Annotated in this window: 23 protein-coding genes and 1 tRNA gene; 16 read left to right on the top strand and 8 right to left on the bottom strand. The window is 58.7% G+C overall.

The annotated features are described in order from the left end of the window. Positions 1–101: 101 nt before the first annotated feature. Together BZL43_RS07640 and BZL43_RS07635 are read right to left on the bottom strand one after the other, a co-directional pair. Positions 102–431, bottom strand: coding sequence for a hypothetical protein (locus BZL43_RS07640; protein WP_095631739.1), 330 nt, complete (start codon positions 429–431; stop codon positions 102–104). Positions 432–611: 180 nt separating this feature from the next. Then, positions 612–696: transfer RNA gene (locus BZL43_RS07635), tRNA-Leu, on the bottom strand. A gap of 107 nt (positions 697–803) precedes the next feature. Between BZL43_RS07635 and queA the strand changes: the two genes are divergently transcribed. The 12 genes from queA to BZL43_RS07575 all read left to right on the top strand — a co-directional run bounded on the left by queA (position 804) and on the right by BZL43_RS07575 (position 13,981). Beyond that, a complete protein-coding gene (gene queA / locus BZL43_RS07630; protein WP_007903547.1) occupies positions 804–1,853 on the top strand; it encodes a tRNA preQ1(34) S-adenosylmethionine ribosyltransferase-isomerase QueA in 1,050 nt (349 codons plus the stop codon). Positions 1,854–1,867: 14 nt separating this feature from the next. Further along, a complete protein-coding gene (gene tgt, locus BZL43_RS07625) occupies positions 1,868–2,983 on the top strand; it encodes a tRNA guanosine(34) transglycosylase Tgt (protein WP_168185069.1) in 1,116 nt (371 codons plus the stop codon). Positions 2,984–3,026: 43 nt separating this feature from the next. Next, a complete protein-coding gene (gene yajC, locus BZL43_RS07620; RefSeq protein WP_095631737.1) occupies positions 3,027–3,362 on the top strand; it encodes a preprotein translocase subunit YajC in 336 nt (111 codons plus the stop codon). A gap of 63 nt (positions 3,363–3,425) precedes the next feature. After that, complete coding sequence (gene secD, locus BZL43_RS07615; protein WP_095631736.1) at positions 3,426–5,294, top strand: protein translocase subunit SecD; 1,869 nt, start codon at positions 3,426–3,428, stop codon at positions 5,292–5,294. Between the two features lie 9 nt (positions 5,295–5,303). After that, positions 5,304–6,218 carry a protein translocase subunit SecF gene (secF, locus tag BZL43_RS07610; protein WP_095631735.1) on the top strand — a complete coding sequence of 305 codons (915 nt, stop codon included), beginning with the start codon at positions 5,304–5,306 and terminating at the stop codon, positions 6,216–6,218. Positions 6,219–6,339: 121 nt separating this feature from the next. Next, positions 6,340–6,891 carry a glycine zipper 2TM domain-containing protein gene (locus tag BZL43_RS07605; protein WP_095631734.1) on the top strand — a complete coding sequence of 184 codons (552 nt, stop codon included), beginning with the start codon at positions 6,340–6,342 and terminating at the stop codon, positions 6,889–6,891. A gap of 133 nt (positions 6,892–7,024) precedes the next feature. After that, complete coding sequence (gene xerD / locus BZL43_RS07600) at positions 7,025–7,921, top strand: site-specific tyrosine recombinase XerD (protein ID WP_095631733.1); 897 nt, start codon at positions 7,025–7,027, stop codon at positions 7,919–7,921. Positions 7,922–8,180: 259 nt separating this feature from the next. Beyond that, complete coding sequence (gene dsbC, locus BZL43_RS07595; protein ID WP_095631732.1) at positions 8,181–8,912, top strand: bifunctional protein-disulfide isomerase/oxidoreductase DsbC; 732 nt, start codon at positions 8,181–8,183, stop codon at positions 8,910–8,912. Positions 8,913–9,045: 133 nt separating this feature from the next. Continuing rightward, positions 9,046–10,350 (top strand): homoserine dehydrogenase, encoded by a 1,305-nt coding sequence (locus BZL43_RS07590; RefSeq protein WP_095631744.1) that lies wholly within the window; start codon positions 9,046–9,048, stop codon positions 10,348–10,350. A 108-nt stretch (positions 10,351–10,458) separates the two neighbouring features. Then, positions 10,459–11,868, top strand: a complete 1,410-nt coding sequence (thrC, locus tag BZL43_RS07585; RefSeq protein ID WP_095631731.1) for a threonine synthase — start codon at positions 10,459–10,461, stop codon at positions 11,866–11,868. 132 nt (positions 11,869–12,000) lie between these two features. After that, entirely contained in the window at positions 12,001–13,356 is a 1,356-nt protein-coding gene (locus BZL43_RS07580; protein ID WP_095631730.1) for a transporter substrate-binding domain-containing protein, read from the top strand. 337 nt (positions 13,357–13,693) lie between these two features. Then, positions 13,694–13,981 carry a DUF3509 domain-containing protein gene (locus tag BZL43_RS07575; protein ID WP_095631729.1) on the top strand — a complete coding sequence of 96 codons (288 nt, stop codon included), beginning with the start codon at positions 13,694–13,696 and terminating at the stop codon, positions 13,979–13,981. A 169-nt stretch (positions 13,982–14,150) separates the two neighbouring features. Here BZL43_RS07575 and BZL43_RS07570 read toward each other — a convergent pair whose 3' ends face one another. Together BZL43_RS07570 and BZL43_RS07565 are read right to left on the bottom strand one after the other, a co-directional pair. After that, on the bottom strand, positions 14,151–15,077 hold the full coding sequence (locus BZL43_RS07570; RefSeq protein ID WP_095631728.1) for a TIGR02285 family protein: 927 nt from the start codon (positions 15,075–15,077) through the stop codon (positions 14,151–14,153). After that, on the bottom strand, positions 15,058–16,257 hold the full coding sequence (locus BZL43_RS07565; protein WP_095631727.1) for a CaiB/BaiF CoA-transferase family protein: 1,200 nt from the start codon (positions 16,255–16,257) through the stop codon (positions 15,058–15,060). Before BZL43_RS07565 ends, BZL43_RS07570 begins: the two co-directional genes overlap by 20 nt. A gap of 146 nt (positions 16,258–16,403) precedes the next feature. On the opposite strand from BZL43_RS07565, the gene BZL43_RS07560 reads away from it, so the two are divergent. The 3 genes from BZL43_RS07560 (at position 16,404) to BZL43_RS07550 (ending at position 20,100) form a co-directional block, all read left to right on the top strand. Then, complete coding sequence (locus BZL43_RS07560; protein ID WP_095631726.1) at positions 16,404–16,946, top strand: YaeQ family protein; 543 nt, start codon at positions 16,404–16,406, stop codon at positions 16,944–16,946. Positions 16,947–17,012: 66 nt separating this feature from the next. Further along, positions 17,013–18,722 carry a single-stranded-DNA-specific exonuclease RecJ gene (gene recJ / locus BZL43_RS07555; protein ID WP_095631725.1) on the top strand — a complete coding sequence of 570 codons (1,710 nt, stop codon included), beginning with the start codon at positions 17,013–17,015 and terminating at the stop codon, positions 18,720–18,722. A 271-nt stretch (positions 18,723–18,993) separates the two neighbouring features. Further along, entirely contained in the window at positions 18,994–20,100 is a 1,107-nt protein-coding gene (locus tag BZL43_RS07550) for an NADH:flavin oxidoreductase/NADH oxidase (RefSeq protein ID WP_095631724.1), read from the top strand. Between the two features lie 192 nt (positions 20,101–20,292). Here the strand turns inward: BZL43_RS07550 and BZL43_RS07545 are convergent, their stop codons facing one another. Next, the gene (locus tag BZL43_RS07545; protein WP_095631723.1) at positions 20,293–21,918 is read right to left on the bottom strand and encodes a glucan biosynthesis protein D; all 1,626 of its coding nucleotides are present in this window, start codon (positions 21,916–21,918) and stop codon (positions 20,293–20,295) included. Between the two features lie 410 nt (positions 21,919–22,328). Between BZL43_RS07545 and BZL43_RS07540 the strand changes: the two genes are divergently transcribed. Continuing rightward, on the top strand, positions 22,329–22,514 hold the full coding sequence (locus tag BZL43_RS07540) for a hypothetical protein (RefSeq protein WP_095631722.1): 186 nt from the start codon (positions 22,329–22,331) through the stop codon (positions 22,512–22,514). 131 nt (positions 22,515–22,645) lie between these two features. On the opposite strand, the gene BZL43_RS07535 is transcribed toward BZL43_RS07540, so the two are convergent. The 3 genes from BZL43_RS07535 to BZL43_RS07525 form a co-directional block, all read right to left on the bottom strand. Continuing rightward, complete coding sequence (locus BZL43_RS07535; protein ID WP_095631721.1) at positions 22,646–24,070, bottom strand: gamma-aminobutyraldehyde dehydrogenase; 1,425 nt, start codon at positions 24,068–24,070, stop codon at positions 22,646–22,648. Positions 24,071–24,243: 173 nt separating this feature from the next. Then, entirely contained in the window at positions 24,244–25,068 is an 825-nt protein-coding gene (locus tag BZL43_RS07530) for an ABC transporter permease (RefSeq protein WP_095631720.1), read from the bottom strand. Continuing rightward, the gene (locus BZL43_RS07525; RefSeq protein WP_095631719.1) at positions 25,058–26,005 is read right to left on the bottom strand and encodes an ABC transporter permease; all 948 of its coding nucleotides are present in this window, start codon (positions 26,003–26,005) and stop codon (positions 25,058–25,060) included. The genes BZL43_RS07530 and BZL43_RS07525 overlap by 11 nt, the downstream gene beginning before the upstream one ends.

The following is a 26,005-nucleotide window of genomic DNA, read 5'->3' as shown; positions in this document are numbered from 1 at the left end:
TCTGTACGGAGATCGATTTATCAGGCCGACCTGGTAAAAGCATGGCCTGCCTAACGGCAGGCCGTTACCGGCCCGCACACAAAATATCTGACAGTCCCGACTCAGAGGATGTCTTTCAGATAATCCTTAAGCGTGATGAGCGGAGCATCAAGCTCTTCCATCGCCTGAATCCCGGCAAACTCCCCCGCCAACCTCCCCAACTCCCGCCCCAACGGCTTATCCACACCCCCAACCGCCTCCAACGCCAACCCCACACACTTACTCACCTTCACCTGAATCCCCTCAACATCCCCCCGCCGCACCAGCAACTCAAACACGTCCCGCTGGTAGTCACCCATGACCAGATCGTCACGCAAAATCGGGCTTGAATCTTCCGATTCGTAAGCCAGTTTGAGGGAGAAGAGGGCGACGGTTTCCAGGTGCAATTCCATGGGGGGAATCCTTGTGAAATGTTCTTCCGGCGAGAGGGGCAGAAGAGAGCAAGATCAAAAGATCGCAGCCTTCGGCAGCTCCTACAGGTCAGCGTGTTGTCAGGGCGTTGTCGATGGGGGCGAGGTCACTTTTCTATAGGCGAAAAAAAAGGCCTTGCAAAGCAAGACCTTTCTTAATTTTGGTGCCCCGAGGGAGACTCGAACTCCCACTCCTTTCGAAAACGGATTTTGAATCCGCCGCGTCTACCAATTCCGCCATCAGGGCTCAATGGCGGCGAAGTATAGAGATGAGATAACCGTTGGTCAATCAGGTACATGGAGAATTTTTGATATTTCCGCTAGACTTCCCGGCCCTGCTAGACGAACCCCATCATGCGCGTTGCTGACTTTACCTTTGAGCTCCCTGATTCGCTGATTGCTCGCCATCCTTTGGCCGAGCGTCGCGGTAGTCGCCTGTTGACCCTGGATGGGGTCAGCGGCGCCCTGGCACACCGTCAATTCACTGATTTGCTTGAGCATTTGCGGCCGGGCGATTTGATGGTGTTCAACAATACCCGGGTGATTCCGGCGCGGCTGTTTGGCCAGAAGGCTTCCGGCGGCAAGCTGGAAATCCTGGTGGAGCGGGTGCTCGACAGTCACCGCGTGCTGGCCCATGTGCGTTCCAGCAAGTCGCCCAAGCCGGGTTCGAAGATCCTGATCGACGGTGGTGGCGAAGCCGAGATGCTGGCGCGTCACGATGCGTTGTTCGAGTTGGGGTTTGCCGAAGAAGTGTTGCCGCTGCTCGACCGTGTCGGGCACATGCCGTTGCCTCCTTATATAGACCGCCCGGATGAAGGCTCGGACCGCGAGCGTTATCAGACGGTGTACGCTGAGCGTTTGGGCGCGGTGGCGGCGCCGACGGCGGGGCTGCATTTCGACCAGCCGCTGATGGAGGCGATTGCCGCCAAGGGCATCGAGACTGCGTTCGTGACCTTGCACGTTGGCGCCGGCACCTTTCAGCCGGTGCGCGTCGAAAAGATTGAAGATCACCACATGCACAGCGAATGGCTGGAAGTCGGCCAGGACGTGGTCGATGCCGTTGCGGCCTGCCGCGCTCGCGGTGGTCGCGTGGTGGCTGTGGGGACCACTAGCGTGCGTTCTCTGGAAAGTGCCGCGCGCGATGGCGTACTCAAGCCGTTCAGTGGCGATACCGACATCTTTATCTACCCGGGGCGGCCGTTTCATGTGGTCGATGCCCTGGTTACCAACTTCCATTTGCCCGAGTCCACGCTGTTGATGCTGGTTTCGGCGTTCGCCGGTTATCCCGAGACCATGGCCGCCTATAAAGCCGCCGTCGACAACGAATACCGCTTTTTCAGCTACGGTGATGCGATGTTTATCACCCGTAATCCCGCACCACGTGGCCCAGAGGAAACAGAATGAGTCGCACCAGTCGCATGTCTTTTGAGCTCCTTGCCACAGACGGCAAGGCGCGTCGCGGTCGTTTGACCTTCCCGCGCGGTACCGTCGAGACCCCGGCCTTCATGCCGGTGGGCACGTATGGCACGGTCAAGGGCATGCTGCCACGGGATATCGAGGCGATCGGCGCTGAGATCATTCTGGGCAACACCTTCCACCTGTGGCTGCGTCCTGGCACCGAAGTGATCAAGAAGCACGGCGACCTGCATGATTTCATGCAGTGGAAAGGCCCGATTCTTACAGACTCCGGCGGTTTTCAAGTGTTCAGCCTGGGTGCGATGCGCAAGATCAAGGAGGAGGGCGTGACCTTCGCTTCTCCGGTTGACGGCGCCAAAGTATTCATGGGCCCGGAAGAGTCGATGCAGGTCCAGCGCGACCTGGGCTCGGACATCGTGATGATCTTTGACGAATGCACCCCGTACCCGGCCGATGAAGACGTCGCTCGCGTATCGATGGAGCTGTCGTTGCGCTGGGCCCAGCGTTCGAAAAACGCCCATGGTGATAACACCGCGGCATTGTTCGGCATCGTTCAGGGCGGCATGCACCAGGATTTGCGCATGCGCTCGCTGGAAGGCCTCGACAAGATCGGCTTCGACGGCCTGGCCATCGGCGGTCTGTCGGTGGGCGAGCCCAAGCACGAAATGATCAAAGTGCTGGATTACCTGCCGGGCCAAATGCCGGCTGACAAACCTCGTTACCTTATGGGCGTTGGCAAACCGGAAGATCTGGTTGAGGGTGTGCGCCGCGGTGTGGACATGTTCGATTGCGTGATGCCAACCCGTAATGCCCGCAATGGGCATCTGTTCATTGATACAGGCGTGCTGAAGATCCGTAACGCGTTCCATCGCCATGATGATTCGCCGCTGGATCCAACCTGCGATTGCTACACCTGCCAGAACTTCTCCCGCGCTTATCTGCATCACCTGGACAAATGCGGCGAAATGCTGGGTAGCATGTTGAATACCATCCACAATTTGCGCCATTACCAGGTGCTTATGGCTGGTTTGCGCGAGGCTATTCAACAGGGTACATTGGCCGCCTTTGTCGATGCCTTCTACGCCAAACGCGGTTTACCTGTTCCGCCTTTGGACTGAGTTTCCTGACCCCAAGATTCAACATTTGCAACTGGAGTGCTAAATGAGCTTTTTTATCTCTAATGCCATGGCTGACGCTGCTGCACCTGCGGCAGCCCCGATGGGTGGCGGTTTCGAGTGGATTTTCCTGGTCGGCTTCCTGGTCATCTTCTACCTGATGATCTGGCGTCCACAGGCCAAGCGCGCCAAAGAGCAGAAAACCCTGCTGAGCAGCCTGCAAAAAGGTGACGAAGTTGTGACCACCGGTGGTATCGCCGGCAAGATCACCAAAGTGTCCGACGACTTCGTTGTCCTGGAAGTCTCCGACACCGTCGAAATGAAATTCCAGAAAGGCGCCATCGCCGCCACGCTGCCAAAAGGCACGCTCAAAGCGATCTAAGTTCCAACTTCTACTCAATCGACGGGGCGCGCAAGGCGCCCCGCGTCATAAGCGGGCGGCGTGATGCTGAACAAATACCCTCTGTGGAAATACATTCTGATCCTGGCGGTGCTAGCGATCGGTCTGATTTATTCCGCTCCCAATCTATACCCTGATGACCCGGCCATTCAGGTCAGCGGTGCAAGCACTGCACTGCAGGTTACTCAGGCTGATCTGGATCGTGTGAGCACCGCGCTCAAGGATTCCGGGATCAACGTCAAGGCGGCCACCCTGGCTGAAGGCGGCAAGGGCGGTCTGATCCGTCTGACCAAGGCTGAAGATCAGCTGCCAGCCAAAGACGTCGTGCGCAAGGCATTGGGTGATGACTACGTTGTTGCCCTGAACCTGGCGCAAACCACCCCGCAATGGCTGCGCAGCCTTGGCGCGCACCCGATGAAGCTGGGTCTGGACTTGTCCGGTGGTGTGCACTTCCTGCTGGAAGTGGACATGGACAAAGCCCTCGATGCACGCCTGAAAGTCTACGAAGGCGACGTCAAGAGCCTGTTGCGCAAAGAGCGTCTGCGCTATCGCAGCCTGCCGCAACTGGGCGGTGCCATTCAGCTGGGCTTCACTGATGAAGCAGCCCGTGAAGAGGCGCGTGCGCTGATTCGCAAGAACTTCAACGATTTCGATATTGTTCCGGCCGACCTCAATGGCCAACCGGTACTGCGTCTGGCGATGACCCCGGCCAAGCTGGCGGAAATCCGCGAATACTCCATCAAGCAGAACTTGACCACGGTACGTAACCGCGTCAACGAGCTGGGTGTTGCCGAACCTATCGTTCAGCGCCAAGGCGCCAACCGCATCGTGGTTGAGCTGCCGGGCGTGCAAGACACTGCAGAAGCCAAGCGTATCCTCGGCAAGACGGCCAACCTTGAGTTCCGTCTGGCGGCTGAGCCTGGTGCTTCGAAAGCCACTTCCGAATCGTTCGAGTTCCGCGAAGGCAATCGTCCTCCGGCGCTGATCGAGCGTGGCCTGATCATCACCGGTGACCAGGTGACTGACGCCAAGGCTGGCTTCGGCGAGCAAGGCACGCCAGAAGTGAACATCCGTCTGGATGGCCATGGCGGCGAGCTGATGAATCGTGCGACCCGTAACAACGTCGGTCGCAGCATGGCGGTGATCTTCATCGAGCAACGTCCTGTCACTACTTACGTCAAGCAAGTGGTCAACGGTGTCGAGAAAGACGTACCGGTTCAGACGTTCAAAGAAGAGAAGAAGATCATCAGCCTGGCGACCATTCAGTCGCCGCTGGGTGCCCAGTTCCGCATCACCGGCCTGACCGGCCAGGGCGAGTCGTCCGAGCTGGCATTGCTGCTGCGTGCCGGTGGTCTGGCGGCACCGATGTACTTCGCTGAAGAACGTACCATCGGTCCAAGCCTGGGTGCCGACAACATCACCAAAGGTATCGATGCATCGCTGTGGGGCATGCTGTTTGTCTCGCTGTTCATCATGGCCATCTATCGCTTCTTCGGCCTCATCGCCACCGTTGCGCTGACAGTGAACATGGTGATGCTGCTGGCCCTGATGTCGCTGCTGGGTGCAACGCTGACCCTGCCGGGCATCGCCGGTATCGTGTTGACCATGGGTATGGCGGTCGACGCCAACGTACTGATCTTCTCGCGGATACGTGAAGAGATCGCGGCCGGCATGACCGTGCAGCGGGCAATCAACGAAGGCTTCGGCCGGGCATTCACCGCGATTCTCGACGCCAACCTGACAACCTTGTTGGTCGGCGGGATTCTCTTTGCCATGGGCACAGGCCCGGTCAAGGGCTTTGCAGTGACTATGTCCCTGGGGATCTTTACCTCGATGTTCACGGCCATCATGGTGACCCGCGCGATGGTCAACCTGATCTTCGGCGGTCGTGACTTCAAGAAGTTGTGGATTTAAGGGGCTGCCATGTTACGTACAATCAACTTCATGGGCGTTCGCAACATTGCGTTCGGCGTCACATTGTTCCTTACGGTTCTGGCACTGTTCAGCGTCGCCACCAAGGGCATGAACTGGGGGCTGGACTTCACCGGCGGTACGCTCATCGAGCTGACCTACGAGCGTCCGGCTGACGTCACCAAGGTGCGTGAGCAACTGGTAACGTCGGGTTATCAGGAGGCAGTCGTACAGAGCTTCGGTGCAACTACCGATTTGCTGGTGCGTATGCCGGGTGATGACCCGCAACTGGGTCACCAGGTGGCCGAGGCTTTGCAGAAGCTCGGTGGCGATAACCCTGCGGTGGTCAAGCGCGTCGAATTCGTCGGCCCTCAGGTCGGTGAAGAACTGCGCGACCAGGGCGGCCTCGGCATGCTGATGGCGCTGGGCGGCATTTTGATCTACCTGGCTTTCCGCTTTCAGTGGAAGTTTGCAGTCGGTGCGATCGTTTCGCTGATCCACGACGTGATCGTGACCATCGGTATCCTGTCGTTTTTCCAGATCACCTTCGACCTGACGGTACTGGCGGCGGTGCTGGCGATCATCGGCTACTCGCTCAACGACACCATCGTGGTATTCGACCGGGTTCGTGAGAACTTCCGGGTACTGCGCAAGGCCAGCCTGATCGAGAACATCAACATTTCGACCACGCAAACCCTGCTGCGGACCATGGCGACATCGATCTCCACGTTGCTGGCGATCGCGGCCTTGCTGTTCTTTGGTGGCGATAACCTGTTCGGCTTCTCCATCGCCCTGTTCATCGGCGTTCTGGCGGGTACTTACTCGTCGATTTACATCGCGAACGTGGTGCTGATCTGGCTGAACCTGAGCAGCGAGGACCTGATTCCTGCTGCAGTGGCCGAGACGGAAGTCGACGACCGTCCATAACGGTTATCGCTTTTCCAGCTGAAGCCCGAGAAGGCGCGAGTATTGAACTCGCGCCTTTTTTTATGCTCCAAGGCTGGGAGAAGCGCGGGTTTGTCCCGTCTGTGATGGTCAGGAGGTTCATGTGAACAAGTCGTTGCTGGTTGGTGCGGTATTGGGTGCTGTCGGTGTCACTGCCGGGGGTGCTGTTGCCACCTACAACCTGGTTAAAAGCGGCCCTGAGTATGCGCAAGTGTTGGCCGTTGAGCCGGTCAAGACACAAATCAAGACTCCACGTGAAGTGTGCAAGGACGTTACGGTTACCCGGCAAGCGCCGGTAAAAGATCAACACCAGATCACCGGTACGGTGGTCGGCGCGCTGGCCGGTGGCCTGTTGGGCAACCAGATCGGCGGCGGTACAGGCAAGAAAATCGCCACAGTGGCCGGTGCGGTCGGCGGCGGTTATGCGGGCAACAAGGTGCAGGAAGGCATGCAGGAGCGTGACACCTACACCACCACTCAAACCCGCTGTAACACCGTGAATGACATCAGCGACAAGGTTGTAGGCTACGACGTTCGTTATTCGCTGGATGGCAAGGAAGGCAAAGTGCGGATGGATCGCGATCCGGGCAACCAGATTCCGGTCGACAAGGAAGGCAAGTTGATCCTGAGCCAGAACGAACCGGCTCAACAATAAGCTGAGCGCCTCAAGCAAAAAGAAGCATCTCGAGAGGGATGCTTTTTTTGTGCCTGAATTCTATGTTCGCCGCCAACGTGCTATGAAAGACTGTTCATTTTCACGCTCTTACGCTTGCCCTGTCCGAGACCCCATGCCTGCCATCGATCATCCCCTGATAGACCAGTTCCTTGACGCCCTGTGGCTGGAAAAAGGCCTGTCCGATAACACCCGCGATGCCTATCGCAGCGATTTGGCTCTATTCAACGGTTGGTTGCAGGAAAAGGGCCTGGAGTTGATCAACGCCGGTCGCGAGTTGATCCTCGATCACCTGGCCTGGCGCCTGGAGCAAAACTACAAGCCCCGTTCCACGGCGCGATTTCTTTCCGGTGTGCGTGGCTTCTATCGCTATTTATTGCGGGAAAAGCTGATTGCGGTCGATCCGACATTGCGCGTCGATATGCCCCAGCTAGGCCGGCCGTTGCCTAAGTCCTTGTCGGAAGCCGATGTGGAATCGCTGCTGGCTGCGCCAGACCTGAGCGAGGCTATCGGCCAGCGAGACCGCGCCATGCTGGAAGTGCTTTACGCCTGTGGCTTGCGGGTCACGGAGCTGATCAGCCTGACGCTGGAACAGGTCAACCTGCGCCAAGGCGTGTTGCGGGTGATGGGCAAGGGCAGCAAGGAACGACTGGTGCCCATGGGTGAGGAGGCGATTGTCTGGGTCGAGCGCTACATGCGCGATGCCCGTGGCGAGTTGCTGGGCGGGCGTCCCAGCGATGTACTGTTCCCCAGCCTGCGCGGCGAGCAGATGACTCGCCAGACTTTCTGGCATCGCATCAAACACCAGGCCAAGGTCGCCGGGATCGGCAAGTCGCTGTCGCCGCACACGCTACGCCATGCTTTCGCCACCCACTTGCTTAATCACGGCGCCGATTTGCGCGTGGTGCAAATGTTGCTCGGCCACAGCGATCTGTCGACAACCCAGATCTATACTCACGTCGCTCGTGCACGCTTGCAGGACCTGCATGCCAGGCATCACCCGCGCGGCTGACGCAGTTCCTGAAATGGAAATACCCCTGTGGCGAGGGGGCTTGCCCCCGTTGGGTTGCGAAGCAGCCCCTTTGTGGCGATCTCTGATATATGGACCCAGACGTGAGGATTGACGACTGCTGCGCAGCCGAACGGGGGCAAGCCCCCTCGCCACGGGGGCCTTATGTGGTAGGCTTTCCCGGTTTGCACGATGGGCGTTATGACCCGGTGTTCCGGCACGGGTGTTCGATCGTCCCATTTGTCCGCCTTCAGGAGTTCTCATGCGTCTGACCCAGATTTTCGCCGCCGCAGCCATTGCGGTGGTCAGTACCTTTGCCGCCGCCGATGACACGGCCGACAAAGCCATTCGTAAAAGCCTGCAAACCCTTGAGCTGGATGTGCCGATCGAAACCATCTCCGCCAGCCCGTTGCCAGGCCTGTATGAAGTTAAACTCAAGGGCAGCCGTGTGCTTTACGCCAGCGCTGATGGCCAATACGTCGTTCAGGGCTACCTGTTCCAGCTCAAGGATGGCAAACCGGTCAACCTGACCGAGAAGACCGAGCGCCTGGGCATTTCCAAACTGATCAATAACATTCCAGTGGCTGAAACCGTGGTTTACCCGGCCATCGGCGAAACCAAGTCGCACATCACTGTCTTCACCGACACCACTTGCCCTTACTGCCACAAGCTGCACGCCGAAGTGCCGGCGCTGAACAAACTGGGTATCGAAGTGCGTTATGTTGCGTTCCCTCGCCAGGGCCTGGGCTCGGCGGGTGACGAGCAACTGCAAGCCGTGTGGTGCTCCAAGGACAAGAAAGCGGCCATGGACAAAATGGTCGATGGCAAGGAAATCAAGGCCGCCAAGTGCGAGAACCCGGTAGCCAAGCAGTTCGCCCTCGGCCAGTCGATCGGCGTGAACGGTACACCGGCCATCGTTTTGGCCGACGGACAGGTCATTCCGGGCTACCAGCCTGCGCCACAAGTCGCCAAACTGGCATTGGGCGCGAAATAGTTTCGCATCGTCATGGTCAACCTTTGACGATCATGGTTCGGCGGCAATATTGTCGGGCCATTAATCGAGAGCCGCGAGTATGCGGTTGTTTTCACGGCCGGCCTTGAGTCGGCCGTTTTATGGGGAGTTCACAGTGAAACCGGTCAAAGTAGGCATCTGTGGGTTAGGGACCGTCGGTGGCGGTACCTTCAACGTACTTCAGCGCAACGCCGAGGAAATTGCTCGTCGTGCCGGGCGTGGAATCGAAGTGGCACAAATTGCCATGCGCACGCCAAAGCCTCAGTTCCAGACGACCGGTATTGCGATTACCAACGATGTGTTCGAAGTGGCCACGAACCCTGAGATCGACATCGTTATAGAGCTGATGGGCGGCTACACCGTTGCCCGCGAGCTGGTACTCAAGGCCATCGAGAATGGCAAGCATGTGGTCACCGCGAACAAGGCACTGATCGCCGTTCACGGTAATGAAATTTTCGCCAAGGCTCGCGAGAAAGGCGTGATCGTGGCATTCGAAGCGGCTGTGGCCGGCGGCATTCCCGTGATCAAAGCGATCCGTGAAGGTCTGTCCGCCAACCGCATCAACTGGGTGGCCGGGATCATCAACGGTACTGGCAACTTCATCCTCACCGAAATGCGGGAGAAGGGTCGCACCTTCGAAGACGTACTCGCCGAAGCGCAAGCCCTGGGTTATGCCGAAGCTGACCCGACTTTCGACGTCGAAGGCATCGACGCAGCCCACAAGCTGACGATCCTGGCGTCCATTGCGTTCGGCATTCCGTTGCAATTCGACAAGGCTTACACAGAAGGCATCACCAAGTTGACCACCGCTGACGTGAATTACGCCGAAGCGCTGGGCTATCGCATCAAGCACCTGGGCGTGGCGCGCAGCACCGCGGCCGGTATCGAGCTGCGAGTGCACCCGACGCTGATCCCGGCCGATCGCTTGATCGCCAACGTCAACGGCGTGATGAACGCGGTGATGGTCAACGGCGATGCTGCCGGTTCGACCTTGTACTACGGTGCCGGCGCCGGCATGGAGCCGACCGCTTCGTCGGTGATCGCTGATCTGGTGGACGTGGTTCGCGCCATGACTTCCGATCCGGAAAACCGCGTGCCGCACCTGGCTTTCCAGCCGGATTCTCTGTCGGCCCATCCGATCCTGCCGATCGAAGCCTGCGAAAGCGCCTACTACCTGCGCATTCAGGCCAAGGACCATCCGGGCGTACTGGCTCAGGTGGCGAGCATCCTGTCGGAGCGCGGTATCAACATCGAATCGATCATGCAGAAAGAAGTCGAAGAGCATGACGGTCTGGTGCCAATGATCCTGCTGACCCATCGTGTGCAAGAACAGCACATGAACGACGCGATCAGCGCCCTGGAGGCCTTGGAAGGCGTGGTCGGTCCGGTCGTACGAATCCGCGTCGAGCACTTGAACTAACAACAGCAGCGGCAAGCTGCAAGCCTCAAGCGGCAAGTCAAAGGCAGTTCGGCTTTTACTTGCAGCTTGTAGCTCGTAGCTTGCAGCTCAAACCAAAGGTTTGCCCCTATGCGTTATATCAGTACCCGCGGCCAGGCACCGGCCCTGAATTTCGAAGATGTCCTGCTGGCCGGTCTCGCCACCGACGGCGGTCTGTACGTCCCGGAAAACCTGCCACGTTTTACTCAGGAAGAAATCGCTTCCTGGGCCGGCCTGCCATATCACGAGCTGGCCTTCCGGGTAATGCGCCCGTTCGTGACCGGCAGCATCCCCGATGCCGATTTCAAAAAGATTCTTGAACAAACGTACGGCGTGTTTTCCCACAACGCCGTGGCGCCGTTGCGTCAGCTCAATGGCAACGAATGGGTGCTGGAGCTGTTCCACGGCCCGACCCTGGCTTTCAAGGACTTCGCCCTGCAATTGCTCGGTCGCTTGCTCGACTACGTGCTGGAAAAACGCGGCGAACGCGTGGTGATTGTTGGCGCCACCTCCGGCGACACCGGTTCGGCCGCCATCGAAGGCTGCAAGCACTGCGAAAACGTCGACATCTTCATCCTGCACCCGCACAACCGTGTGTCCGAAGTGCAGCGTCGCCAGATGACCACCATCTTCGGCGAAAACATCCATAACATTGCCATCGAAGGCAACTTCGATGACTGCCAGGAAATGGTCAAGGCCAGCTTCGCCGACCAGAGCTTCCTCAAGGGTACGCGCCTGGTCGCGGTGAACTCGATCAACTGGGCGCGGATCATGGCCCAGATCGTTTACTACTTCCACGCAGCCCTGCAGCTGGGTGGTCCGGCGCGTTCGGTGTCGTTCTCGGTGCCGACCGGCAACTTCGGCGATATCTTCGCCGGTTACCTGGCGCGCAACATGGGCCTGCCGATCAATCAGTTGATCGTCGCTACCAACCGCAACGACATCCTGCACCGCTTCATGAGCGGCAATCAGTACGTCAAGGAAACCCTGCACGCCACACTGTCTCCTTCCATGGACATCATGGTGTCGTCGAACTTCGAACGCCTGCTATTCGACCTGCACGGTCGTAACGGTGCGGCAATAGCCGGCTTGATGGACACCTTCAAGCAGGGCGGCGGTTTCAGTGTCGAAGAGGAGCGCTGGACCGAGGCACGTAAACTGTTCGATTCGCTGGCCGTGGACGACGCCCAAACGTGCGAAACCATTGCCGAAGTGTTTGCGCAAACCGGCGAACTGCTGGACCCGCACACTGCCATCGGCGTGAAGGCCGCGCGCGAATGCCGTCGCAGCCTGGATATCCCGATGGTGATCCTCGGTACTGCCCATCCGGTCAAATTCCCGGACGCAGTGGAAAAAGCCGGTGTAGGAAAAGCACTCGAACTACCTGCACATCTTTCTGATTTGTTTGAGCGAGATGAACGTTGCACCGTATTGCCGAACGACCTGAAAGCCGTGCAGGCCTTTGTCAGTCAGCATGGCAACCGCGGCAAGCCGCTGTAACCGGTAAAAGCTGTCACATTTTGAAGCCCGTCTCCTGACGGGCTTTCTCATTTCTGCATGCCACACTTGCCGGGTTTCTTAAAAGAAGAGCCGCCCATGAAGGACGGGCGAGACGATTACCAAGGAAGTGGCATGCTGTTTTTCAGAGGGTTTAAACCAGCCGTGTGCTGGATGTTTTTGCTGGGCGCCCTGGGCTTTGGGTCATGGGTGAAGGGCGCACAATTGGCGACACATGAGTCCCGGGAGCCAACCACCGTCGAACGCGTTGAGCTGGATGCTCAGGAGCGGCAATGGATTGCTGAACATCCGACGGTTATCGTGGCGTCGGCGCAATACCCGCTGTATCTGTTCAAGGATGAGCATGGTCACTGGAGCGGTCTGAACAACGATATGCTCAACCGCATCAGCGCCATGACAGGGTTGCGGTTCGTTCATGAAGAGTCGTTTTCCACCGACCAATTACTGGAGCGTCTGGAAAGCGGTGCGGCGGACATGAGTACGACGCTGGCAATGAATGACGAACGCAAGGTGTTTCTGGATTTCAGTCATGCATTTGGCGGGGCGGGCTGGGTGCTCGTAGGACTGGCCAGCACCGCGGCGATACAGTCGCTGGACCAGCTTTCGACAAGAGTCCTGGTTTTGCCGACCCGTCACGCCCTGGAGGGCACGATTCGTCGAGACTACCCGGCGATTGAGCTGCGCTCGGTCAAAACCTACGCCGAAGCACGGGCACTGGTAGAAAGCGGCGAGGCCTATGCCACGATTGAGAACGAAATCGGCGCGCAGCTCTATCCCTCGGGCCGACTCAAGGTCGGGCCTGCGGTGGAGGGTAAATGGGAGGCTGATCATTTGGCCGTCCGCAAAGCGCAGCCACAGTTATTGAGCATCCTCAACAAAGCGCTCGAAGCATTTCCACCCGACGAATTACGCGCCATGCGGTTGAAATGGCTTAACGGAACTGCGTCGCTACACGCGCCCTCGACCTGGCAGCGGATAACCCGGTGGGGGTGCTGGAGCATGTTCATCGTCAGCCTGTTCGGCTTGCTCTCATTGCTTTGGAATCGCAGGCTTGCGGCACTGATCAAGCAACGTCGGGACGCCGAAAAAGACCTCAATGACCAGCTCGCATTCCAGCATGCATTGATCGACGCCATGCCCGATCCGATGTTCGTGCGTGATCTGCAAGGGCGTTTGATCATGTGCAACAAAAGCTATGAAGAGCGCTTGTCGACCCGTTTCGACCAGGTTCAGGGGCGACAGCTGATCGAACTTGATGTCTTGCCCAAAGAGACTGCCGAGCAGTTGCACGCCGAGTTTATGGCCCAGCTCGGTACGCGCAAGACCCGTTTCAGCGAACGTCAGTTGATATTCAAGGATGGCGTCAGGGACATCTACCAGTGGACGGTGCCGTTTTACAGCGCGGACGGCCAATTGCGAGGACTGCTGGGCGGGTGGAGCGACATTGGTAAGCGTACACGCCAGGTGTGAATTGCAATACGATCTGTAGCAGCTGCCGAGCCCTGGCGAGGCTGCGTTCGGCTGCGAAGCAGTCGTGAATCCAGGCAGCGCGGTACTTCAGCCAGACCTTGCAAGCAGGTTTTACGACTGCTGCGCAGCCGAACGCAGCCTCGCCAAGGCTCGACAGCTGCTACAAGTAAACATGAATCGCTGTTTTTTTACTGTCATCTTGACCGTGCATGCTCTATCTACCAGAGGCGCCGGTGCGCCTGCCGTTGGAATCCAGAACTTTCTTCTCGGGCCTGTGGTCATTTACTGTGGACTCGCCCCAGGCACTTTGTTTTCGGACTATTGAGTGGTGATCGAGATGGAAAGTATCAGTCTATTGCTCGGTGAGGCTCTGAGCCCGTATCAGGTCACGTTGACCCCGTCGGGTGCCCAGGGCGAATGTTTGGTGACACTGAAAAGTACGAGCGGCGCAACCGTGGTTGAACGGACGTTCAATCACGATCAGTTAACCGATAAACGTCTGCTGACGGATGTCGTCGACGGCCTGCACCGTGACGTGCTGATTGCTGAAGGACGCCTGGAGCCCTGTGTCATCGCAGCCTTGCGCAATGCGGCTCAGGACAAGATTCTGGCCAGCCGAAATTGAATGATTTTTTGTGGGAACCTTCCTGCGCCACGTTCAGTCAGACTTTGTAACAGCAGGATCAAGCATTGTGCTCCGGTGCTTGTAGCTTGTTGTCACTGGCCTGGTTCAGGCCACGTTTAACCCCGAGATGTCTCCCCACTTCTCGGGGTTTCTTTTTGCCTGCGATTTGTCATTGCGCGGCCTGACGCTCGAAAAAGGCTCTGGTTTCTTCCAGGTAGTCCTTGCGTCTTTGTGGGTCGAGCCAGTCGGCGTACAGCGGGGCCAGGCGCTCGCGGGGCAAGGCACGCAATAGCTGGTTGATTTCACTGATCGCCTGTCGCCCCAGGGGCGTGTTCGAGCAGCCGATGTATCCGGACAAATATTTACCCGTGCCTTTGACCGGATAAAACTCCAACTGATCATCGACAATCTGTTCCTGGTGAGCCTGATAGCGGATTTCCGGCCAGTAACCCAAGACCACTTGCAAGCGACCAAGGCGCTGCATCTGCAACAGACTGCCGAGGGCGTTGTTACCGTAGTGGGGCATCAGCGCGCCGGGCGGCGCCTGTTGCAGCAGTGTGTCGAGGAACTGACCGTAACGACGCTCGGCGACGACACCGACTTTCTCTCGACCGCTGGCCAACAGTGCTGCCAGATCGACTTCATCGCCAAAGAGAAAGGGCTCCAACACCGACCGATCTTCACGTCGAATCACCAGCCCATTGCTGACCGCCCGGAAGGCCGGAATGGAAAATGCGATCGATTGTTCACGCTCCTCGCTCCAGATCAGCGAAGGGTCGCAGGTGAAAGACTTCTCATGGAGCATTTGCATGCCACGGGCGCGATTGACCCGCATCAGGGTGTGTTCGTACTGCGGCATCCCGGCGATCAACAGCGGCATCAGCTGATCGATGACGCCTTGGCCTTTTTTCGGGCCTTCGAAGACCGTCAGTGGCGGCAGGTCGCGCAGCAGCCAGAACAAATGTTCCTTAGGTTGCGCAAGGGCCGGGGATATCAACCCCGCCAACAGCCCGAGCACCGCCAGCACACGCCCGATACCGGCGTCATCGATTGCGGATGAAAGCAGGCGCTTCAGCTTAGATGGCCCCGTCTTCACGCAACCGTGCGATCTGTGCCGGGTCATAGCCGAGGTCGTGAAGTACTTGCGCATTGTGTTCACCCAGCTGCGGCCCGACCCATTCGGAGCTGCCGGGCGTCTCAGAGAGTTTCGGCACGATGCCAGGCATCTTGAAGTCTTTGCCGTCGGGCAGCTTGGCTTGCAAGAACATTTCACGGGCCAGGTACTGCGGATCGCTGAACATGTCTTCGGCACTGAAAATCCGGCTGGCGGGAACGTCGGCCTGGTTCAGTTGCTCGATCACTGCGTCCAGCGGCAGCGAGTTGACCCAGCGATCGATCACCCCGTAAATCTCGTCGCGACGGCTGTCACGTCCGTCGTTGCTGGCCAGTACAGGATCATTGGCCAGGTCTTCACGACCGATGAGCAGCATGAAACGCTTGAAGATCGCATCGCCATTGGCCCCAATCTGCACGTGTTTGCCATCAGCGCTGGTATGGATAGAGGAGGGCGTGATGCCCGGCATGATGTTGCCGGTGCGCTCACGGATGAAGCCGAACACATCGAACTCCGGGACCATGCTTTCCATCATGGCAAAGATCGCTTCGTACAGCGCCACATCCACCACTTGGCCCAAGCCGCCGTTGACCTCGCGATGCCGCAAGGCCATCAGTGCGCCGATCACGCCCCAGAGCGCGGCAATCGAATCGCCGATGGAGATCCCGGTGCGCACCGGCGGCCGGTCCTCGAACCCGGTGATGTAGCGCAGGCCGCCCATGGATTCACCGACCGCGCCGAAGCCTGGCTGATCTTTCATCGGCCCGGTCTGGCCAAAGCCCGAAAGCCGCACCATCACCAGTTTGGGGTTCAGTGCATGCAAGACTTCCCAACCCAGGCCAAGCTTTTCCAGCACGCCGGGGCGGAAATTCTCGATCAGGATGTCTGCTTCGCTGAGCAGCTGTTTAAGAATCGCCAGGCCATCCGGGTGTTTCAGGTTCAGGGTCAAAGACTTCTTGTTACGCGCCTGAACGAACCACCACAGCGAAGTACCTTCATACAACTTGCGCCATTTGCGCAACGGATCACCGCCGTCCGGGGACTCGATCTTGATCACTTCGGCGCCGAACTCGCCGCAAATACGCGAGGCAAACGGCCCGGCAATCAACGTACCCAATTCGATGACTTTCAGACCTGAGAGCGGTTTGCTGGAGAACGGCATACTGAATCCTGTAGGACAAAGGCTGAGCGGATGCAGAGTTTTAACATAGGCCGAGGTCCATCGCCCAAAGTTGATGCCTTCAATTCGTTGATTACCTGTTGCATCGGTTAGACTTGCCGCCTTTCCTCGTATCAAGAAGCCCGTTCATGGCCCAGCCGTCCACAACCTACAAGTTTGAACTGAACCTCACCGACCTCGACCGCAGCGTCTACGAGAATGTGAAGCAGACCATTGCCCGTCACCCTTCGGAAACCGAAGAGCGCATGACCGTGCGGCTGCTGGCCTACGCCTTCTGGTACAACGAGCAGTTGTCCTTCGGTCGCGGTCTGTCAGACGTGGATGAACCGGCGTTGTGGGAAAAGAGCCTGGATGACCGTGTTCTGCACTGGATCGAAGTCGGCCAGCCAGACGCCGATCGCCTGACCTGGTGCTCGCGCCGCACCGAGCGTACCAGCCTGCTGGCCTACGGCAGCCTGCGGGTCTGGGAAACCAAAGTGATCCCGGCGATCAAAAACCTGAAGAACGTTCACATCGCCGCCGTGCCTCAGGACGTGCTGGAAACCCTGGCCAAGGACATGCCGCGCGTTATCAAGTGGGATGTGATGATCAGCGAAGGAACGATTTTCGTCACCGACGACCGTGGTCAGCACGAAGTCCAGTTGCAGTGGCTGAGCGGTGAACGCGGCTGATTATTCGCCGCTGAACTGTGTTCCCCGGTTTTATCCTACGTATTCAAGAGAAGCACCCGTCACCCCATGCGCATCGAACCTCGCCTGTTGCCCGACACCCTGCCATTTCTCGGTGATATTCCACCGCTGTTGACCCGCCTTTACGCAGCTCGCGGCGTGCAATCGGAGGCTGAACTGGACAAGAGCCTGGCGCGGTTGATTCCATATCAGCAGCTCAAAGGCATCGATGCGGCGGTGGATTTACTGGTGACGGCCCTGGAACAGCGTCAGCGGATCCTGATCGTCGGCGACTTCGACGCAGACGGTGCGACGGCCAGTACCGTGGGCATGCTGGGGTTGCGCCTGCTGGGCGCGGCGCATGTCGACTATCTGGTGCCGAACCGGTTCGAGTACGGCTACGGCCTGACGCCGGAGATCGTCGAGGTGGCGCTGACCCGCGAGCCGCACCTGCTGATCACCGTGGACAACGGCATCTCCAGCGTCGAAGGCGTGGCGGCGGCGAAAAAGGCCGGGCTCAAGGTGCTGGTCACCGATCACCACTTGCCTGGCGATGAGCTGCCGTTGGCCGATGCCATCGTTAATCCGAATCAGCCGGGTTGCGCGTTTCCGAGCAAAGCCCTGGCCGGTGTCGGGGTGATCTTCTATGTGCTGATGGCCCTGCGCGCGCGCTTGCGCAGCCTGGGTTGGTACCAGAGCAAGCCGCAGCCGAACATTGGCGAATTGCTGGACCTGGTGGCACTGGGCAGCGTCGCCGACGTGGTGCCGCTGGATGCCAACAACCGGATTCTGGTGCATCAGGGCCTGGAGCGGATTCGCGCCGGGCGTGCGCGGCCGGGCATCAAGGCGATCCTTGAAGTGGCCAAGCGCGACCATTCGCGCATTACCTCCACTGATCTTGGCTTCATCCTCGGCCCGCGTCTGAACGCGGCGGGGCGTCTGGACGACATGAGCCTGGGCATCGAATGCCTGCTCACTGAAGACGCGGCGGCTGCCCGTGAAATGGCCGCTCAGCTGGATGGCATGAACCAGGACCGCAAATCCATCGAGCAGGGCATGCAGCGTGAGGCGCTGGCCCAACTCAAGGATTTGCCGGTGGAATCGATGCCGTTCGGCCTGTGCCTGTTCGATCCCGAGTGGCACCAGGGTGTCATCGGAATCCTCGCCTCGCGTATGAAAGAGCGCTATTTCCGTCCGACCATTGCCTTTGCCGATGCCGGCGATGGCCTGCTCAAGGGCTCGGGGCGTTCGGTTCAGGGCTTTCATATTCGCGACGCCTTGAGCGTGGTCGCGGCGCAACACCCGAACCTGATCAGCAAATACGGCGGCCACGCCATGGCGGCGGGCCTGACCTTGCCGGAAGCGAATTTTCCGTTATTCGCCGAGGCCTTTGACGCTGAAGTACGTAGGCAAATGCGCGAAGAAGACCTGACCGGGCGCCTGTTGTCGGACGGTACGTTGGCGGTCGAAGAGTTTCACCTGGAACTGGCCCGCGCCCTGCGCCACGCCGGGCCTTGGGGGCAACACTTCCCGGAGCCGCTGTTTCATGGGGTGTTTCAGTTGGTCGAGCAACGCGTTGTGGGGGAGCGGCACCTCAAAGTGGTGCTGAGAAGTGAATGCGGTTCGGTGAAGCTGGACGGCATTGCCTTCGGTATCGACCGCGATATCTGGCCGAATCCGACCATCAAGTGGGTCGAACTGGCTTACAAGCTCGACCTTAACGAGTTTCGTGGGAACGAGACCGTTCAGTTGATGATTGCCCACATCGAACCGCGTTGACCCCATCGCGGGCAAGCCCACTCCCAAAGGATCTATATCGTCCTTGTGGGAGCGGGCTTGCCCGCGATAGCGATCTCCCTGACGCCAATTATCCCCGGAACCCTCCCTCATCTTCCCGATGTCGACTAGTCTCTAAGCACTGCTTGATTATCCTTGTGACGTTTTGTCGAATTTTTTGCCCGCGGGGGCGGGTGCTGCACCCTTTTTCCTGTCACTCGTCGACTATTCAAACAGAACCCTGGAGCCTGCCCACTGATTCGAGAGGTGCCCCATGAGTCTGCTGCTTGAACCCTATACCCTTCGTCAATTGACCCTGCTTAACCGCATCGCGGTGTCACCGATGTGCCAATACTCCAGCGTCGATGGGCTGGCCAATGACTGGCATTTGGTCCACCTCGGCAGCCGCGCTATCGGCGGCGCTGGTCTGGTATTCACCGAAGCCACGGCGGTCACCGCTGAGGGGCGCATTACCGCCCAGGACCTCGGTCTCTGGAATGATCGACAGATTGAACCCCTGCAGCGTATTACGCGCTTCATCACCGCGCAGGGCGCTGTTGCCGGCATTCAGTTGGCGCACGCCGGGCGCAAGGCCAGCACGCATCGGCCGTGGCTCGGCAAACATGGCAGCATTAAGACGGAGGACGGTGGCTGGATCCCCGTCGGCCCTTCGCCAATCGCTTTCGACCCTCAGCACACACCCCCCAAGCAACTCGATGAAGGCGAGATCGCGGACATCATTCAAGCGTTCGTCGATTCCGCCAAACGGGCGCTGACCGCCGGTTTCAAAGTGGTCGAGGTGCACGCCGCCCACGGTTACCTGTTGCACCAGTTTCTTTCGCCCCTGAGCAATCAGCGGCGCGATCAGTACGGCGGTTCGTTCGAAAACCGGATTCGGCTGGTGCTGCAAGTGACCGAAGCGGTGCGTGCGGTGTGGCCTGAAGAGTTACCGGTGTTTGTGCGGGTATCGGCCACCGATTGGGTGGAAGATGGCTGGAACCCCGATGAAACTGTGGAGCTGGCGCGCCGCCTCAAAGATCTGGGCGTGGACCTGATCGATGTTTCATCGGGCGGTACGGCGGTAAACGCCGAGATTCCTACAGGCCCCGGTTATCAGACCCGCTTCGCCGAGCGCGTACGCAAGGAGTCAGGCATTGCCACTGGCACGGTAGGAATGATCACCGAACCGGCCCAGGCCGAGCACATTCTGCGTACCTGCCAGGCCGACATCATCTTCCTCGCCCGGGAATTGTTGCGTGACCCGTACTGGCCGCTGCATGCCGATGACGATCTGGGTGGGCACAAAGCTATCTGGCCGGCGCAATATCATCGGGCGACCCACCGCGACCAACCAATTCATGAATCGGATTTGCGTGAGTGAATACTGCTGCAAAACCAAAAAGCCCCGGTCGAGTTGACCGGGGCTTTTTTGCGTTTCTGTGCTGAGATGTTTGTTGTCTGTCAGGCCGTCTTCGCGGGCAAGCCTCGCTCCTGCAAGGCGGAGCATTCATCACCGATCCCGTAGGAGCGGGGCTTGCCCGCGAAGGGGCCATTTCAGACCCCCGACTAACTCTCAGGTGTACTTACGCTTATCAGGCGCCGGCGGGAAATACTGATACAACCAGGTTTCACTCAACGTCCGGTCATTGGTGCGAATGAACAACCGCAGCTCCACCGGGGCAACGCTGTCGTTGGTCGGGTACCAGTCGAAGGTAATGCGATAACCCTTGATGTCATCGAGCACCAACACGTTGAAGTCCTTCACTTGGCCATTCGAGCAAGTCACCACCGGCTCGATCCCCGTGCCTTCAGGCAAGCGGTCCAGACCGCCGCCGGTAAAGTCCACGGCGAAGCGTCGTGCCCAGACCTCTGGGTAATGCTCACCCGGCGCCCAACCTTCAATGAAACCGCCCATGCCCGAACGGGTCGCATTGACCCGTGCCAGTGGCGTACTCACTGGCGGCAGAGCACTCCAGTAAAGCTTGTAGCCGTAGTTGAGGGAATCCCCGGCCGCGACCGGTTTTTTCGGCGTCCAGAACGCAACGATGTTATCCAGGGTTTCGCCGGTTGTAGGAATTTCCAGCAAATCGATAGAGCCTTCGCCCCATGCGGTTGTAGGTTCTACCCACAGACTCGGGCGCTTGCTGTACCAATCGACGGTGTCTTGATAATTGGCGAACTCGTGATCGGTCTGCACCAGGCCGAACCCTTTGGGATTGGTGTCGGCAAAGGCATTGAATTGCAGGGTGGCCGGGTTATTCAGCGGGCGGCAGATCCATTCGCCGTTGCCGCGCCACATCGCCAGGCGATCAGAATCGTGGATTTGCGGGTGAATGGTGTCGCACATACGCCGTTCGTGGGTGCCGCAGCTGAACATGCTGGTCATCGGCGCGATGCCCAGTTGCTCGATAGCGGTGCGGGCATTGACGTGAGCGTCGACTTCCATCACCACACGCTCGGCCTGGCAATCGATGTCAAAACGGTAGGCGCCGGTGGCGCTCGGCGAATCGAGCAGGGCATAAACCACGAAACGGGTGCTGTCTTTATCCGGGGTTTCGAACCAGAACTTGGTGAAGTCCGGGAATTCTTCGCGCTTCTTGGCGTACGTATCGATCGCCAGGCCGCGGGCCGACAAACCGTACTGCCCGGTGGCGTCCACCGCGCGGAAATAGCTGGCCCCCAGGAAAGACAACACGTCGTGCTTATCCAGCTCTGGAGCTTTGAACAGCTTGAACCCGGCAAAACCCAGATCGCCTTTGAGCTGTTTAGTGTCGACAGTGGTTTTTTCGTAGTTGAACAGCGACGGGCGGAAATGCACCTCGCGCGCCAGTCGAGTCTTGGGATCGACGCTGTACATGCGCACCGGTTGCTTGAAACCCATGCCGACGTGGAAAAACTGCACGTCCAGCTGACCTTTCAGGTCCTTCCACAGCGAGTGATTGGCGTCATAGCGGATTGCGTTGAAGTTCTGCGGCGTCATGGTCGCCAGCGTCGGCGGCAACACCTGTTTGGTGTCCTGATAAGGCTTGCCGGCGAGCTGTCTGGCCTGGCTCTTCAGCGCTTCGAAGTCGAACGCCACAGCGTCGCCATCAGCCGTGCTGCTGTCAGCCCAGGCGCGTGCGGCCAATAGACCGGTGGCCGAAAGACCGGTGTAAGCCGCGATGGCCATGGAGGCTTTGAGCAAATTCCTGCGGTGCATAAGTACAACCTGTCGTGAACAATCCCGCGCCGTTCCTGGCACGTGCTGGATCAGAAATAACGGTTCGGACATGCCTTGGCCAAACGCAACGGACTTTAGAGCAGATGCCAATAAGCTTAAACCGTTCAGTTGCAGAGCAAAATTGATTGATGGCACAGCGACAGCGCAGCAATGAAACAAGACATTTCAGGTAACGTTTCTCACAGCACTTTCTGATTTATAGGGCATATCTGCTTTTTTCGACTAATTACTCTAAAAACTGCTTTTCAGCGCCGATTAAATTTCTATTCTATGGGCATGACCGGTTTCGGCCCTTCAGGCCGGTGGGTTCAGCGTGCACAAGACAGCCGCTGAAAGTGATAGGGCGATGCGGTTTGCAGTTTTCTCTGACGTATAGAAGGACATCGTCCATGTCGAAAGTACAAGGCATCACTGAAATGTTAGGACTCTTTCCCTGCCTGACCACTGGTCGGCGAAGGCGTCGGCTGAGTTTGGAAGAGATGAAATTGGTGGAGCGGTATCGCGAGCTGTCGGAAAGCGACCGGATTGCGATGCGGTATCTGGTGGATGCGATGCGCAGTGTTTCGCGGTTTTGAGCGCAGGTGGTTACCGTGAGAGCCATTTCGGCTTTTATGGAGTTAAGCCACCGATGTCTGCCATGGTTGTGCGGTGAGGCATTCGCGGGCAAGCCTCGCTCCTGCAGGAGCGAGGCTTGCCCGCGAAGCTTTCAATGCTTGAACATCACATGCCGAACAACGGTGTAATCCTCCAGCCCATACATCGACATGTCTTTCCCGTAACCGGACAGTTTCTGACCGCCATGGGGCATTTCGCTGACCAGCATGAAGTGGGTGTTCACCCACGTGCAGCCGTATTGCAAGCGGGCAGACAGGCGATGGGCGCGGCCGACGTCCGTGGTCCAGACCGATGACGCCAGGCCGTAGTCTGAATCGTTGGCCCAGGCCAGCGCCTGTGCTTCATCGGTGAACCTGGTGACCGACACTACGGGGCCGAACACTTCGCGGCGCACGATTTCGTCATCCTGTTGCACGTCGGCCAGCACCGTTGGCTCAAAGAAGAAGCCATTGCCTTCCACCGCTTTGCCACCCGTGATCAAGCGAATGTGCGGTTGCGCCATGGCACGCTCAACCAAACCGGTCACGCGGTCGCGATGCTGGGCGCTGATCAACGGGCCAAGCTCCGTCGATGGATCGTCCTGCGAGCCGTACTTGATACTGCTGACGGCCGCACCGAGTTTCTCCACGAACTGGTCATAGATGCCTGCTTGCGCGTAAATGCGGCAGGCCGCGGTGCAATCCTGACCCGCGTTGTAAAAACCGAAAGTGCGAATGCCCTCCACGGCGGCATCGATGTCGGCATCGTCGAAGACGATCACCGGTGCCTTGCCGCCCAGTTCCATGTGCAGGCGTTTGACGTTGCCGGCGGTGCTGGAAATGATGTTCGAGCCGGTAGCGATGGAACCGGTCAGCGACACCATGCGCACTTTCGGGTGATTGACCAGTGCGGTACCGACCGCGGAACCACGGCCGTATACCAGATTAAGGACACCGGCCGGGAAGATGTCCAACGCCAGTTCTGCCAGGCGCAGGGCGGTCAGCGGGGTTTGCTCCGACGGCTTGAGCACCACGGTATTACCGGCGGCCAGGGCCGGGGCGATTTTCCAGGCGAGCATCATCAGCGGGTAGTTCCACGGCGCGATGGAGGCAATCACGCCCACCGGGTCGCGGCGGATCATCGAGGTGTGGCCGGGCAAATATTCACCCCCCAGCGCGCCGCTCATGCAACGACTGGCGCCAGCGAAGAAACGGAACACGTCGGCAATCGCCGGGATCTCATCGTTCAGCGCAGCGCTGTAAGGTTTGCCGCAGTTGTCCGACTCCAGTCTGGCCAACTCGTCGCCGTGGGTTTCGATGATGTCGGCGAGTTTGAGCAGCAGCAACGAACGTTCTTTCGGCGTGGTTTGCGACCAGGCCTGGAAGGCGTTGTCGGCGGCCCGCACCGCCGCATCGATCTGGGCTTCGCTGGCTTCATTGACTTCTACCAGTACACGGCCGAGGACCGGATTGAACACGGCTTGGGCAGGGCCGTCGCCGTTGACGAGTTGGCCGTTGATCAAGAGTTTGGTTTGCATGGCTATGCCCTCATCGAAGCGATTGTATTTCTGTCGGAACCGAACCCTGTAGGAGCGAGGCTTGCCCGCGAAGGCGATTTTACATTCAACATTAATGTCGACTGACACACCGCCTTCGCGGGCAAGCCTCGCTCCTACAGGGTTTGGCTTCCACCTTGGGAATGAGTTCTCTCTTATTTACCGCCACTGCCCGCAACGCTTTCCCCGCCTCGGGTCAGGTAATAAGCGCCGAGGATCGGCAACATGGTCACGATCATCACCAGCATCGCGACGACGTTGGTGACCGGCACATCCCGTGGGCGGCTGAGCTGGTTGAGCAGCCACAGCGGCAAGGTGCGTTCATGGCCGGCGGTGAAAGTGGTGACAATGATTTCATCGAACGACAACGCAAACGCCAGCATGCCACCGGCCAGCATCGCCGAGCCAAGATTCGGCAGGACGATGTAGCGGAAGGTCTGCCAGCCGTCGGCGCCGAGGTCCATCGACGCTTCGATCAAACTGTATGAAGTGCGGCGCAAACGAGCGATGACATTGTTGTAGACGATCACTACGCAGAAAGTCGCGTGCCCGACGATAATGGTGAACATTCCCGGCTCGATCCCCACCGTCTTGAACGTCGCCAGCAGTGCGATCCCGGTGATGATCCCGGGCAGGGCAATCGGCAGGATCAGCATCAGCGAGATGCTTTGCTTGCCGAAGAAATCCCGCCGGTACAACGCCGCTGACGCAAGAGTGCCCAGGACCAGCGCAATCAATGTGGCGACGGCGGCGATTTGTAATGACAACTTGATCGCTTCGAGCACGTCGGGCCGGGAGAACGCCACGCCGATCCATTTCAGGGTAAAGCCCTTGGGCGGAAAACTGAACGCCGCGTCTTCGGTGTTGAAGGCGTAGAGGAAGATGATCAGGATCGGGAAGTGCAAAAACACCAAGCCGCCCCAAGCGGCAATGCGCAGGCCCAGTGATGCCCGGTCTTGAGATGAAGCATCAGAGCGCATCGAAAGCCCCCAGGCGTTTGACGATGGACAGATAAATGGCGATCAGCACGATCGGCACCAAGGTGAAGGCCGCTGCCATCGGCATATTGCCGATCGCTCCTTGCTGGGCGTAGACCATGCTGCCGATGAAGTAACCCGGCGGGCCCACCAGTTGCGGCACGATGAAGTCGCCCAGGGTCAATGAAAACGTGAAGATCGAACCGGCGGCGATCCCCGGAATCGACAGCGGCAGAATCACTTGCATGAACGTCTGACGCGGCTTGGCACCAAGGTCCGCCGAGGCTTGCAGCAAGGACGGCGGCAGGCGTTCCAGTGAGGCCTGGATCGGCAGGATCATGAACGGCAGCCAGATGTAGACGAACACCATGAACCGCCCCAGATGCGAGGTCGACAAGGTGCTGCCGCCCACGCCCGGAATCCCCAGCACCCATTGCAAGACCGGTTCCAGTCCCAGGTGCTGAACGAACCACTGGGCCACACCGCCCTTGGCCAGCAACAAGGTCCAGGCGTAAGCCTTGACGATGTAACTGGCCCACATTGGCATCATCACCGCGATGTAAAAAAACGCCTTGGTCTTGCCGCTGGTGTAACGCGCCATGTAGTAGGCAATCGGGAATGCCACGATTGCACTGGCGATCGACACGACAATGGCCATGCTCAGGGTGCGCAGGATGATGTCGAAGTTCGACGGCTGGAACAGTGCGGTGAAATTCGCCAGGGTCAGGTCGGGGGTGACCGTCATGGTGAAGTCATCGAAGGTGTAAAAGCCTTGCCACAACAACGTCAACAGCGAACCAAGATAGATTGCGCCGAACCACAGCAACGGCGGCACCAGCAGCAGTGACAGATACAGATTCGGCCGGCGGTACAACACGTTCGAAAACCGGCGCAATGGTGAGCCGCTGGCGGTGGTTTGAGGTGCGGCCACGCTGTTCAT

Source organism: Pseudomonas sp. PICF141, from assembly GCF_002286815.1.
Taxonomy (GTDB): Bacteria; Pseudomonadota; Gammaproteobacteria; order Pseudomonadales; family Pseudomonadaceae; genus Aquipseudomonas.
This window is presented reverse-complemented; position numbering and strand designations above follow the sequence as displayed.

Coding starts and splice junctions, on each gene's coding strand:
- BZL43_RS07640 (WP_095631739.1), bottom strand. CDS start 431: ATGGAATTGCACCTGGAAACCGTCGCCCTCTTCTCCCTCAAACTGGCT.
- queA (WP_007903547.1), top strand. CDS start 804: ATGCGCGTTGCTGACTTTACCTTTGAGCTCCCTGATTCGCTGATTGCT.
- tgt (WP_168185069.1), top strand. CDS start 1,868: ATGTCTTTTGAGCTCCTTGCCACAGACGGCAAGGCGCGTCGCGGTCGT.
- yajC (WP_095631737.1), top strand. CDS start 3,027: ATGAGCTTTTTTATCTCTAATGCCATGGCTGACGCTGCTGCACCTGCG.
- secD (WP_095631736.1), top strand. CDS start 3,426: ATGCTGAACAAATACCCTCTGTGGAAATACATTCTGATCCTGGCGGTG.
- secF (WP_095631735.1), top strand. CDS start 5,304: ATGTTACGTACAATCAACTTCATGGGCGTTCGCAACATTGCGTTCGGC.
- xerD (WP_095631733.1), top strand. CDS start 7,025: ATGCCTGCCATCGATCATCCCCTGATAGACCAGTTCCTTGACGCCCTG.
- dsbC (WP_095631732.1), top strand. CDS start 8,181: ATGCGTCTGACCCAGATTTTCGCCGCCGCAGCCATTGCGGTGGTCAGT.
- thrC (WP_095631731.1), top strand. CDS start 10,459: ATGCGTTATATCAGTACCCGCGGCCAGGCACCGGCCCTGAATTTCGAA.
- BZL43_RS07580 (WP_095631730.1), top strand. CDS start 12,001: ATGCTGTTTTTCAGAGGGTTTAAACCAGCCGTGTGCTGGATGTTTTTG.
- BZL43_RS07575 (WP_095631729.1), top strand. CDS start 13,694: ATGGAAAGTATCAGTCTATTGCTCGGTGAGGCTCTGAGCCCGTATCAG.
- BZL43_RS07565 (WP_095631727.1), bottom strand. CDS start 16,257: ATGCCGTTCTCCAGCAAACCGCTCTCAGGTCTGAAAGTCATCGAATTG.
- BZL43_RS07560 (WP_095631726.1), top strand. CDS start 16,404: ATGGCCCAGCCGTCCACAACCTACAAGTTTGAACTGAACCTCACCGAC.
- recJ (WP_095631725.1), top strand. CDS start 17,013: ATGCGCATCGAACCTCGCCTGTTGCCCGACACCCTGCCATTTCTCGGT.
- BZL43_RS07550 (WP_095631724.1), top strand. CDS start 18,994: ATGAGTCTGCTGCTTGAACCCTATACCCTTCGTCAATTGACCCTGCTT.
- BZL43_RS07545 (WP_095631723.1), bottom strand. CDS start 21,918: ATGCACCGCAGGAATTTGCTCAAAGCCTCCATGGCCATCGCGGCTTAC.
- BZL43_RS07540 (WP_095631722.1), top strand. CDS start 22,329: ATGTCGAAAGTACAAGGCATCACTGAAATGTTAGGACTCTTTCCCTGC.
- BZL43_RS07535 (WP_095631721.1), bottom strand. CDS start 24,070: ATGCAAACCAAACTCTTGATCAACGGCCAACTCGTCAACGGCGACGGC.
- BZL43_RS07530 (WP_095631720.1), bottom strand. CDS start 25,068: ATGCGCTCTGATGCTTCATCTCAAGACCGGGCATCACTGGGCCTGCGC.
- BZL43_RS07525 (WP_095631719.1), bottom strand. CDS start 26,005: ATGAACAGCGTGGCCGCACCTCAAACCACCGCCAGCGGCTCACCATTG.